Genomic DNA, 12,349 nt, shown 5'->3' with positions numbered 1-12,349 from the left:
CCCCTACGGCCACAGCTCAAATGCCACCCGAAACGTGTTGCAGTGCGCGTCCACGATGTCGGCCAGCTTTTCGGAATAGCCCCCGCCCATGCTCACGGCTACCGGCAGCCCCCGGGCGCGGCACAGGCCCAGCACCAGCTCATCGCGCTGCCGGCAGCCGGCGGGCGTGAGGGCCAGCTTGCCCAGCTTATCGGTGGCCAGCACATCCACGCCGGCCTGGTAGAAAATGAAATCGGGCTTTACCTGCTCCACCAGCGGCTCCAGCGTGGCCGATAGCTGCGCCAGATATGCCGCATCGCCGGTGCCCAGCGCCAGCGGAAGGTCCAGGTCCGACTGCTCCTTGCGCAGCGGGTAGTTGGCCCCGGCGTGCATTGAAAACGTGAACACGCGCGGCTCGTCGCGGAAAATGGCGGCCGTGCCATCGCCCTGGTGCACGTCCAAATCTACAATCAAAACCTGTTTCGCCAGCCCGTGCGCCAGCAGGTGCGCGGCGGCAATGGCCTGGTCGTTCAGCACGCAGAAGCCCTCGCCCCGGTCGGCAAAGGCGTGGTGGGTGCCGCCGGCCAGGTTGAGGCCAATGCCGTCGCGCAAGGCATTCAGGGCCGAATGCAGAGTACCCGCGCTGCTGCTCAGCGAGCGCCGCACCAGCTGCGGGCTTTGCGGCAGGCCCAGGTTGCGCACCTCGCGGGGCGTGAGCTGCAGGTCGCGCACACGGTGCCAGTAGGCGGCAGTGTGCACGCGCAGCACGTCCTCTTCGGCGCAGAGGCCGGGCTCGTAGAAATCGGCCGGCTCGGCAATGCCCTGCCATAGCAGCTGCTCCCGAATCAGGGCGTATTTGGCGATGGGGAAGCGGTGGCCGGCAGGCAGGTCGAGCGTATAATGGTCGGAAGTGGCGAGGCGGGGCATATGCCGCAGGTACTGTGAATTGGGGCGGGATGTTTTAAGAAACGTAAACCGCGGTTCATGCTTCGCTGCGCGTTGCATGACGTTCTATTGTGTTCTTTTTGTAATTGTAATGCGCTCCAGAAAATATTTATTAATTATTTTCAAAAATTATTTGCGCAATTAAAATTAATATCCAACCTTTGTCACACCAAAAGCAAACAACCATGTACCGCCACCTGATATTCACCAGCAATTCGGATAAGATGCAGCCAGAACGGCTGTCTCCGCTCGGTACGTTTGCCTGATTTCAGCCCCCGCTGAAGCCTGACACCGCCCGAGCCCATAACGCTCGGGTTTTTTGTTTTTAGCCGGTTTCCAACCGCTTAGCTCATTCAACCCATGCTCCATATCCGCCCCAGTTACCTGCTCCAGCAGTTTTCGAAACGGCCCGATTGCGGCTGGTCGAACCTGTGCGGTCGTGCTTTTCTTCTTTGTCGAAAACGTCGGTAGTACCGGCGTAGACTTTGAGAATTAGAAAAGCCCGGCCCCAAAAAGCCGGGCTTTTTCGTGTCATTAATTTCCAAATAAAATTGATTTTTATTTGAACAGGAGAGGTGCGTCTAATTCAAAATAATTAATTCCTGCGTTTGCGTTTTTCGTGAATTAATTAATGCCTCGGCTCTAAAAAACTTCCGTTTTCACTTCCTGATTCCCACACTATGCGCTTCAACTTCTTCTCCCGAAATACTGCTCCCACGGTAAACCACGAAGGCGCACCCGCCTTCATGCTTACGCCCCAGGTAGAACTGTACGCCGCCGTGGCCACCGCCGCGCTTAGCGACCAGTTCTATGAAGCTGCCGACACACGCCTGCAGCGCCTGCGGGACTTGGTGGCCAAAAATGAGCCGCTGTTTGTGGCGCAATTGGCGGTGTATGCCCGAGAAAGCCTGCATTTGCGCTCGGTGCCACTGGTGCTGTGTGTGGAGCTGGCCCGCCTGCACCGCGGCGACAGCCTCGTGAGCCGCCTGGTGGCCCGTGTGGTGCAGCGGCCCGACGAAATCACGGAGTTGCTGGCGTTCTACGCCCAGGCCAACGCCCGGAGCGGGACCAAAATCCTCAACCGCCTCTCCAAACAGCTGCAAAAAGGCTTGGCCCTCAGCTTCAACCGCTTCGACGGCTACCAGCTGGCCAAGTACGACCGCGACGGGGCGGTGCGCCTGCGCGATGCCCTCTTCTTAGTGCACCCCCAGGCCAAAGATGAAGCCCAGCAAGCCCTCTTCGACCAGCTGGTGCGCGGCGAGTTGCCGACGCCCTACACCTGGGAAACCGAGCTGTCGGCGGTAGGGCAGGGAACCTACGCCACCGATGAGGACCGGCAAACGGCCGTCCGCCAAACCTGGGAAACGCTCATTGGCAGCGGCAAGCTGGGCTACATGGCTTTGCTCCGCAACCTGCGCAACATCCTCGAAGCCAACGTATCGGACCAGACGATGGAGCGGGTATGCGACATCTTGGCCGACCGGTTTGCGGTAGCGCGCAGCAAGCAGCTGCCGTTTCGCTTCCTGGCCGCCTACCGCGAGGTGAAAGCCTTGCCAAGCGGCCATGTTGCGGGCGTGTTGGCGGCGCTGGAAACGGCCATTGCGCACAGCGCCGTGAACCTGCGTGGTTTCGGGCCCGACACCCGCGTGGTGGTGGCCTGCGACGTGTCCAGCTCCATGCAAAAGGCCATTTCGGCCCGCAGCAAAGTGCTGCTCTACGACGTGAGCCTCGTGCTGGGCATGCTGCTCCAGAGCCGTTGCCAGAACGTCATCACCGGCATGTTCGGCGATACGTGGAAGCGCATCAGCATGGCCCGGGGGCCAGTGCTGCGCAACGTGGAAGAATTCTACCAGCGCGAAGGCGAAGTGGGCTATTCCACCAACGGGCACCTGGTAATCAAGGACCTGCGAATGCGCGCCGAAGCCGTGGACAAGGTGATGATTTTCACCGACGTGCAGCTGTGGAACAGCACCGGCGACGGTGGCACGCTGGCCCAGGAATGGGCGCAGTACCGCCGCGTGGTGGCCCCCAACGCCCGCCTCTACCTCTTCGACCTAGCCGGGCACGGCACCGTGCCGCTGGAGGTGCGCCCCGAAACGGGCGTGGCCCTCATCGCCGGCTGGTCCGATAAGGTGTTCGACGTGCTGAGCGCGCTGGATAACGGCGGCTCGGCCCTGACGGAAATCGAGAAAATTGAATTGTAGAACGTCATGCAGAGCGCAGCGAAGCATCTCGCGTGGGGTAATAATCAATAAAACCCAACGACTGAATTAGTGGCGGCACGCGAGATGCTTCGCTACGCTCTGCATGACGAACTAACTGACCAACGAAACCCGGCCGGGCAATAAAGCGGAACCCCCGGCCGCCCCAGAAATAAACCGGTGCCGTAGCTGCGCCCTACTTCGTACTGAAAAAACGCCAGAAGCTTAAGTGCTTCGCTGTGCCACGGGCACAGTATCGTGGGTTCAGCGACTGTAGCCCGGTTTTAGCGGCCTGAGTTGGGTGCCGTAGACGGGCGCTACTTCGTGGTAAAGTTTTCGGGTGGAATTCATTCCATCTCGCGGGTTCGAATCCCGTCTTCGCTTCGGGCGGAGGACGAAAACATTGCGCCCGTCGCCTGTTGCCCCAGCTTATTTATTTTTTGAATGGCAATTATACCCACCCCGGGAATAACATTTTTCAATAACAAAGCGGCCGTTATTCCCGGGCCGCTGCCCACTAAATTCTGCCTTTTGCCATGAACCCCACTACTCTAAATCGCGACGTTCGTACCCGCATTGCCCTCAGCACGCTGGCCGCGCTGGAGCAGGGCGGCTACCAGACCGCCGCCGGCCAACCCATTTCGTTGGCAGCTATGCAGCGCGCCGCCGAAACTGGCAGCCAGCTTTACCGCCCCGCCGATGCCGCCGAGCTTCTGCAAGAGTTCGACAAGCCGTTCGGGGCCCCGGCCGAAGTGCGTGTGTACCACGCCACCACGCAGGAAGCGGCTGCCGCGCTAGTCTCGGCTGGGGGCCGGGTGGGCTGCCTGAACTTTGCCTCAGCCCGCAACCCGGGCGGCGGTTTCCTGGGCGGCAGCCAGGCGCAGGAGGAAAGCCTGGCGCGCTCGTCGGGCCTCTACCCGTGCCTGACGCAGTTCCGGGAAATGTATGCCCACAACGCCCGGCCCGACAGCACCGGCCTCTACAGCGACTACTTCAGCTATGCGCCGGGCGTGCCGGTATTTCGCGGCGAGGCCGGGGAGTGGCTGGCGGAACCTTTTCAGGTGGACATCATCACGGCGCCGGCCGTGAACGCCGGGGCACTGCAACGCAACAGCCCCGAACTGCTGCTGGAATTGGTGCCCACCATGCGCCGCCGCATCCGGTTGGTGCTAGCTGCGGCGGCCCGCCACGCCATCGACAGTTTGGTTCTGGGGGCCTGGGGCTGCGGCGTGTTCGCCAACGACCCGGCCCAGATAGCCGAGCTGTTTGCCGAAGCCCTGGCCGAGCCGAACATCCGGGGCCGGTTCCGCCGAATCGACTTTGCGGTGTTCGACCCCAAGCCGCCGCAAGCCACGCTCCAGGCTTTCGAGCGCATACTAAAACCTTTTTTGTAACCGTTTAACCCCTAATTCTATTTGCCGAAATGAGGAAGACGGCTGCCCACTTGGGGCAGTCGACGACCGGGACGGCGCCACTGCGGTGGCCCGTCCCACCCCGGCAGCATCCGCATGGTTCAGGTGCCGTAGACGGGCGTTACTTCGTTGGTTGAAATCTGACTGTTAATCAGAGATATTGGGTTCGATTCCCCCTCCGCAGCCTCGGCTGCGGTTGACACGCCCGCCGCTTGTTGCCCTGAATTTTTCGGGATTTAAGTTAAAAAACACGTTTCCGGATGGGTGCCGTAGCCGGGCCTTTCTTCGCTCCAAATCAGGGGATGGCCGCGGGTTCGACTCCCGAAGTGCTGCCGCGAGGCGGCGCGACCGCGCATTGGTAGGGCCGCCCCAACTGGCCCGGCGCCTGTTGCCCCAGCCGGAAACAAAACCTTGCATTGGGTGCCGTAGGTAGGTGATACTTCGGGACTTAGTTCTGTCAAGAGGTGCGGGTTCGAGTCCCGTCTCGCAGCGTCGAAACTGCGAGTGGCGAAATTGGTAGACGCGCTATTTAATAGACACCTGCCGCTTTTTGCCCCAATGCATTGACTTTCAAAACCTGTCCGGGTGTCGTAGCCCGGCCATACTTCGCACTTTTAATGCCCGGGTCGCGGGTTCGAACCCCGCCGGCAGCTGCGTAAGCGGCGGCCGTAGCTCAGCTGGTAGAGCAGGATATGAAGGCCGGGCGCTGGTTGCCCCGGATAGGTTTTGATTAAAATAAGAACGAGGTAGAGGCGCATATTTGCGTCTCGTCGTCCGCGCCAAGCGGCTAATATCATTTGGCCAAACTGTTCAACGTGGAGACGCGAAGTGTCGCGTCTCTACATCCCACAACCGGATGCCGTAGTCTCGCGCTACTTCGACCTGTCACGTCGGCCCTTATGGGCCAATACGCGGGGCGTTTGTTGCTCCGGTTTTTTTTGAATAAGACGGGCTGGTGCCGTAGCACCGCCATACTTCGGACTATGCGGCCGCCGGTTCGATTCCGGCCCGTGGGTTTCGGCTCGCGGTAGCTCAGTCGGTAGAGCACATATGGGGGCGGTGCGCCCTGTTGCCCGGCCCGTTTTATTTCTTTTTCATCATCAACGACTGCGGCCCAACTAAGCGCCTCAACCTCGTGCATTAACCATTCTTATGGCCTCACAACTACGCGGCAATGACCTCCGAAACCTCGGTTTCCCGGAGGGCCGCGCCATCGGGCTCGCGCTGGCACAATTGCAGCGCAAGCACCTCAAGAGACTCTCTCAAACCGACCAGCTGGCCCTGCTCGGCCAACTTCTCGCCAACCCTAACGACTACCTCACCCACCTCGACTGGAGCCACACGGCCGCAGCCCTGCTGCCCCCGCCCAACCGCCACATCGGCCTGGTGGAGCGCAAGGAGTACGCCGTATTCGGGGCCGAATACATCGAGCCAGGCGCCATTCACCAGATGGAAACGGCCATGAAGCTGCCCGTGACCGTGGCCGGCGCGCTCATGCCCGACGCCCACCACGGCTACGGCCTGCCCATCGGCGGCGTGTTGGCAACGGATAATGCCGTGATTCCCTACGCCGTGGGCGTCGACATCGGCTGCCGCATGGCCTTGTCGGTGTTCGACTTGCCGCCCAAATACCTGTCTCAGCGCACCCAGGAGCTACGCAGCCTGCTGCTTGAAAATACCCGTTTCGGCTCCGGCCGGGGCTGGGAGCGGGGCCAGCGCCTCGACCACGCCGTGCTCGACCGGTCCGAGTTTCAGGAAATCCCTTTCCTGAAAAACAAGCTCGATAAAGCCGCCGAGCAGGTCGGCACTTCCGGCTCCGGCAACCACTTTGTGGAATTCGGCATTGTCGAAATCACCGACGTGGAAAACGAGCTGGGCGTGCCCGTGGGCCAGTACCTGGGCGTGCTCTCGCACTCCGGCTCGCGGGGCCTGGGGGCGGGCATTGCCGAGCGCTACACCAAGCTCGCCAAGGACGTATGCCAGCTGCCCGGCGAAGCCCAGCACCTCGCCTGGCTTGGCCTCGACACCGAAGCCGGCCAGGAATACTGGGCCGCCATGACGCTGGCTGGCGACTACGCCTCGGCCTGCCACGAGCAGATTCACCGCCGCCTGGCCAAAGCCCTCGGCGAAAAGCCCCTGGCGAAAGTGGAAAACCACCACAACTTCGCCTGGAAAGAGCGCCTGGCCGATGGCCGTGAGGTCATCACCCATCGCAAGGGGGCCACGCCGGCTGGCGCGGGCGTGCTGGGCATCATCCCCGGCTCGATGACGGCGCCCGGCTTCATCGTGCGCGGCCGGGGCGTGGCCGAGTCGTTGTCCTCCGCTTCGCATGGGGCGGGCCGGCTCATGTCGCGCACCCGCGCCAAGGCCGAGCTGGGCGAAGGCCAGGTGCGCAAGTACCTCGCCGACCACGGCATCGAGCTCATCGGCGGCGGGCTCGACGAAGCGCCCCAGGCCTACAAGGACATCCGCGCCGTGATGGCCAGCCAGCGCGAACTGGTGGATGTGCTGGGCTCCTTCACCCCGAAAATCGTGCGAATGGATGGCGCGTAAAAACCGCGGCCGGTCCTAAATCCGACTGCCCCCCGCGCTTCGTACATGCGAGCGTGTCTCCACAGGGGACAGTTGTTTTCATAGCTCGGAAAGCCTCTTGCCTTTGGCAGGAGGTTTTTTTTATGCGTTGGCTTTTGAGAATAAAGCGCACAAAAAAGCCTCCGCTAGGCAAGCGGAGGCTTTTCGCATTGGCCCGAAGTGTTTGGTTCGGGCCAAATCTATTCTGACTTACTGCACCACGAGGCGTTTGGCTACGAGGCCCACGGCCGTGCGGGCCTGCACCGAGTACACGCCGGTAGCCAGCCCGTTCAGGGGCAGTTCCAGCGTTTCCGCCGAGCCAGCGGCCAGGGTGCGGGTAAGCACCGTGCGGCCCAGGTTATCAACCACCGAAACGGTGGTGGCAGCCGTGCCACGCAGGGCCATCGGCAGTAGCAGCGTGGCGGTGCCGTGGGCCGGGTTGGGGTACACGCTGGCCAGTTGGGCCAGGGCGGCCGGGGCCGTGGCCAGTGCGCGGGGCTGGTTGCTGAACAGTACGGCGTAGCGGCCGCCGGCAGAAGCATTGGCCGTCAGGTTCAGGCTGATGCTGGGCGTGGTGCCCAGGTCGGTGTAAGTGCCGGTGAGGCCATCGCGCAGGTAGGCGCGGTAGCCGTTGGGCAGGTTCGCCAAATTATCGACGGCCAGAGTGTAGGTGCCGGCGGCGCTGGCAGCCAATTGCAGAGGCAGCAGTACGTCGGCGCCGGTCAGCAAGGGCTGGCCGTTGATGGACAGCTGCTCGGCGGTCGGTGTTTCGGTAGCCAGCAGCAGGCCGCTGGGGGCGCCCAGGCTGCGGGCATCAAAGGCGCGGTCAAAGCTGGTAGTGGCCCCGGCTTCGAAGTACATCACGGTCTGGGTGCGGTTGGTGCCGTTGCTCAGGACCAGCGTAAGCTGGGTGCGCGAGTCGGCGGTGCCGCGCTGGAAGGGGGTGCTGTTGGGCGTGGTCAGGCGGTCAGCGTTGGCGAAGCTGATGCTGCCCGTGGTCTGGCCCGCCAGCACCCGCACAAAGAAGCCCTGGCCCAGCGGCAGCACGTTGGTGCCGGAGTTGGTGGTCTGGCCGTTCACGTAGCTGGTGTAGTTGCCGGCGTACTGGCCGGTGCTTTTGAACACGTACAGGGCATTCTCAATGTTCGTGGCGCGGCCGGCGGCAATTACTTTGCTCCAGTCGAGGGGCGAAGGGTAGGGGTTGCCGCGCAGCTGCCAGCCACTTTCGGTCTGGGCGCCGCGGGTGAGGGTGGGCGTGGTGAGCGGGCCATTGTTCAGCGTACCCACAAAATCCACCGTTTCGGTGCCGGGAATGTTTACCGTGTAGCCGCGCGTCACTTCGAGGGCATCGCCCAGCGTAGTGGGCGAGAAGTAGCCCTTGTCGAAATCAACCGTGCGGGGCGAATTGCCGCTGGTGGTGATGCGGCTTTCCTCAAAGCCAAACACCGTGGGGAAAAGCGTAACCGAACTGCCCACCGAGTTATACTGCGGATTTACCACGGGCGTAAAGGTGGCCGTGCTCAGGTCGGCCACCGTCGAGTTGGCCACTGGCGACGAATAGTGGCGGTAGCCGCGCCCGGCGTTGAGGCTGGGGTCGATGTAGCGCTGCACGGTAGCCGTGCCATTCACTGCGCCGCCCGAGTTATCGACCAGCGCTGTGCCCGCCGCCGACGACAGCAACGTCAGCATCTGGCCTCCGGTGTTCAGGTTGCCGCTTTGCAGGCGCACCACGCCGGCCACGGCCACGGCCTGGCTCAGCGTCACGTTGGCAGTATTCAGCACGCCCAGGTTCAGCACCTGCGCGGGCAGGCCCGAACCAGTTACCTGCGCTACGGTGCCATTGTAGAGGTAGCTGGCCTGCGGGCTGAACGTGCGCGTGCCCGATACCTGCACGGCTCCCACCGCGCCGCTGGTGGCAATGCCCGCCGCGTCGCAGATAGCAATAGCGCCACCGGCCTGCAGGTCGAAATTGCCCCCGCCGGTTATCAATTGGCAATTCTGGATAAGCGAGCCGCCCGACTGCACGGCCAGCGTGCCGCTCACCGTCAGGGTACCGCTCAGCGTGGCTACGCCGTTGGGTCCCTGAATAGTGACGTTGCGGTAGCTGCCCTGCACGAGCTGCGGACTGCTCACCAACAAGTCCTGCGAAGTGCCCTGGCCGCTGAAGTTGATAACGTAAGGGTTATTCGTCTGGCTGTTGTTGGCAATGCTCACCGAGCCGGTGTTGGGGCCAACGGCCGTAGGCGAGAACGTGACGCTGAACGTGGCCGTGCCGCCCGGGGCCACGCTGGTCGGGGCGGCACCGCTCAGGGCATACGGCCCCGTGAAGGTGAAGGCCCCCAGCGTCAGCGCATCCGTCGTGCTGCCGTTGCTGATGGTGAACGAAACCGGGGCTGAAGTGCTGCCCTGCTGCGTACTGGCAAAGCCCATAAAGGTGCCGCCGTTGGTAATGCCGGTGCCGCCCTGGCTCACGGCAATCTGCGGGTTCGGCGTGGCAGGCTGGCCGGTGCCGGTCAGGTTCACGGTGTAGGCCGCGCCGTTGGTGGCGTTAGAATTAATCACCAGTGTGCCATTGCGCGTGCCGGTAAGGGTAGGTGTAAAAGTCACATTCACGGTGGCCGTGCCGCCGGCGGGCACCGTGGTTGGGGCCGTGCCGCTCACGGCATAGTCGCCGGTAGTGGTGATGCTGCCAATCGTAAGCGGGTCCGTGCCGCCGTTGGTCAGCGTGAAGGCCACGGCCGGGCTGGTGGTGTTCAGGGTCTGGTTGCCGAAGCTGTAGGCGGTGCCGCCGCTGGGGTAGCTGGTGCCGCCTTGGCTCACGGCCAGGGTAGCGGCCGCAACACTGGTGGTGAAGGTGACGGTGGCCGGGCCGGTGGTACCGCTTGGGCAGGTGGTGGTGATGCTAACTGTGTAGCTGGTGTTCGGCATCAGGCCCGTGAAGCTGGCCGAAGTAGCCGTGCCGGGCAGGGTTTGCGTAGCCGTGCCCGGTGCAATCGTCACGTTATAGCTCGTGGCCGAGGTGTTGCCCGTGAACGAAACCGTGGCCGACGTACTGGTAATATTGCTTGCCGCCAAGTTGGTAGGCGCCGCGCAGGGCTGCGTTACCCTAAACGTAGCCGGGGCCGAGGGCGTACCCGGAAACGGTGGGTTGGTCACCGTCACATTGTAAATACCTTCCGTGGCCAGGTCGGCAGTGGTCAGAACCGCCGTTAGCTGCGTGGCCGATACGTAGGTCGTCGTTCGGTCCGAACCTTTGAACTGAACCGTGGTCCCGTTCACGAAGCCCGTGCCGTTCACGGTCAGCGTCAGGCCCGGCGTGTTCACTTCGGCCGAAGGGGGTACCAGGCTGATGATGGTGGGCGTGGGGGCTACTGCGATGGACAGCAGACTAAACGGCGTATTTGAGACAGCCGGTACCAGGGTGCGCTTCCTGCTGCCGTAACCGACGGTATTGGGGTTGCTGGGGTCGGACGGGCTGGTGGCGCTGGCGGGCAGCGACAAATCGTAAAGGTTGCTGCTCGAAAGGCCGGAACCGTTGGGAGCCGTCAGCTCCAGCAAATAACCTTTGTTATATGTACCAGCCCAGAAAATATCAATATTAATGCGAGCCGCTGCGTCAATGCCGTAGAACGCACTGCCGCTGCCGCTGCCGGAGCCCAGCCGGATGGGAGCCTGCGTATTGAGCGTACCGTCATTGGGCGGCGACTGCGTCGACAGAATACCGGAGGGAGCCGTAGCGTCGTCCTTGTTCTCGGCATCATAGAGAATGGTGCTGGTAGCACCGGCAAACGGATTGGTGTATGCCGCGCCACCTACCCGGGGGTTGAGCCCGGCATTAGGGTCGCCGGCGGCGTAGGCCAGCGGGCCGTCTACGCGGCTAGTAGTTACCACCAACCCTGTTACGGGGCTAACCCGGTAGTTGGCATCGTTGGAGCTGACCACCCGCGCGAGGTCAGCTACCGGGTTGAAATCGAAGCCAATGCGTTCCGTGGCGTCGCCCAGCGCCAAGGTAATCGGGGTGGCGCTCACGGCCACGGCTACGGCTGTTTTGGGGTCCAGCGTGTAGAGTTGCGCGTTGCCAGTCGCCAGCGCGGGGTCGTATCCCAAGGCATATAGTTGGCCGGTGAGGGGACGAAAATCAATGCCCACCAGTTTTTGGTTGCCGACGAGACCGGTAATGCGAATCGGAAAGGCGACCGGGCTGCCAAATGCTGGGTCGAAGGCCGCCAGCCCTTGGTCGCCTGCCACTCCACCCGGGGGATAATAAAAGTTCGGCGCTACATCTTTAACCAGCGTACCCAGGCCGTAAATAACGGTCTGGGATTTGGCAGTCAAGCTGCTGATTATAAATCCGATAATTAGCGCAAAGCCAGCCATTCGGCTAAGTCGCCGGCTCGTAGCCAGCAGCGGCAGTAAGCGTGTGTACATACGAATAAAGGGTAAGTGAAAAAGGGTCAGACAACTATCAAATGGCCGGTTACAAAGCCGCTTTCGCGGCTCATACGTTAATTGGGCATTTAGGGGATGAAATTCGGGTAAAACATATCCGGTATAGGCCCTGTAGCGCGCGGCTCGCCAGCACAGCATTCACGTAGGTGTATCCATTGCCAACTAATGCCTGCTTCGGGCATTAGCTCATTACCCGCACCACATCGCCCACCCGAATGATGCCGCCCTGCGCAATGTGCGCCGTGAGGCCGCCGTGGCCGCGCATGGCGTTGTAGCCGCCGGGCCCTAGTTCCTCCTCCATGCGCGAGCAGGGGTGGCACTCGCCGGTAATATCGAGAATAACCTCGTCGCCAATACGAATCTGCCGGTTTTTCAGCGCCAGCAGGTTCAGGCCACCTACTACCAGGTTGCGGCGCAGGCGGGCAGGGTCGAGCGGCGCATCCAGCCCCAGGTAGCCCGCCACCGCCGCCAGGTGCTCGTGCTGAATGAGCGTGACCTGCCGCTTACCGCCGGCCTTGGGCCGGGCGTGGTCGCCGAGCATATGCGAGTCGGTTTTCAATTCCGCCTCGGGCACCGACACCAGCGGCTCGCGGCGCACCGGGCGCTGGCCAATCCATTCCAGGCGGCCGGTTTGGGGCAGGGTAGCCAGCAAGCGCGCCACCGTCGATTTATCGTCGCCAAAAAAAGGGAAGGGCATTTCTATTGGGTTTTGGTTTTTTGTTTAATGAATGCTGGCTGCTCGGCGGCGGTTCTTTACCGGTCAGCATTGGCCTGGGCCAGAAGTGCCTGACG

Annotated in this window: 6 protein-coding genes; 3 read left to right on the top strand and 3 right to left on the bottom strand. The window is 62.3% G+C overall.

Annotated elements, in window-relative coordinates; translation table 11 throughout:
- Nucleotides 1–3 precede the first annotated feature (3 nt).
- Nucleotides 4–906 (bottom strand): histone deacetylase family protein, encoded by a 903-nt coding sequence (locus MON38_RS02895; RefSeq protein WP_241934626.1) that lies wholly within the window; start codon nucleotides 904–906, stop codon nucleotides 4–6.
- A 698-nt stretch (nucleotides 907–1,604) separates the two neighbouring features.
- Between MON38_RS02895 and MON38_RS02890 the strand changes: the two genes are divergently transcribed.
- The 3 genes from MON38_RS02890 to MON38_RS02880 all read left to right on the top strand — a co-directional run bounded on the left by MON38_RS02890 (nucleotide 1,605) and on the right by MON38_RS02880 (nucleotide 7,090).
- Nucleotides 1,605–3,128 (top strand): TROVE domain-containing protein, encoded by a 1,524-nt coding sequence (locus MON38_RS02890; RefSeq protein WP_241934625.1) that lies wholly within the window; start codon nucleotides 1,605–1,607, stop codon nucleotides 3,126–3,128.
- A 533-nt stretch (nucleotides 3,129–3,661) separates the two neighbouring features.
- Nucleotides 3,662–4,519, top strand: coding sequence for a TIGR02452 family protein (locus tag MON38_RS02885; RefSeq protein WP_241934624.1), 858 nt, complete (start codon nucleotides 3,662–3,664; stop codon nucleotides 4,517–4,519).
- A 1,170-nt stretch (nucleotides 4,520–5,689) separates the two neighbouring features.
- Nucleotides 5,690–7,090, top strand: a complete 1,401-nt coding sequence (locus MON38_RS02880) for an RtcB family protein (protein ID WP_277881343.1) — start codon at nucleotides 5,690–5,692, stop codon at nucleotides 7,088–7,090.
- Nucleotides 7,091–7,318: 228 nt separating this feature from the next.
- Here MON38_RS02880 and MON38_RS02875 read toward each other — a convergent pair whose 3' ends face one another.
- Together MON38_RS02875 and MON38_RS02870 are read right to left on the bottom strand one after the other, a co-directional pair.
- Nucleotides 7,319–11,443, bottom strand: a complete 4,125-nt coding sequence (locus tag MON38_RS02875; RefSeq protein ID WP_241934623.1) for a DUF4394 domain-containing protein — start codon at nucleotides 11,441–11,443, stop codon at nucleotides 7,319–7,321.
- A 295-nt stretch (nucleotides 11,444–11,738) separates the two neighbouring features.
- Nucleotides 11,739–12,254 (bottom strand): MOSC domain-containing protein, encoded by a 516-nt coding sequence (locus MON38_RS02870; protein ID WP_241934622.1) that lies wholly within the window; start codon nucleotides 12,252–12,254, stop codon nucleotides 11,739–11,741.
- Nucleotides 12,255–12,349: the final 95 nt, after the last annotated feature.

Source organism: Hymenobacter cyanobacteriorum (assembly GCF_022631375.1).
In the GTDB taxonomy this organism is placed as follows: domain Bacteria; phylum Bacteroidota; class Bacteroidia; order Cytophagales; family Hymenobacteraceae; genus Hymenobacter; species Hymenobacter cyanobacteriorum.
This window is presented reverse-complemented; position numbering and strand designations above follow the sequence as displayed.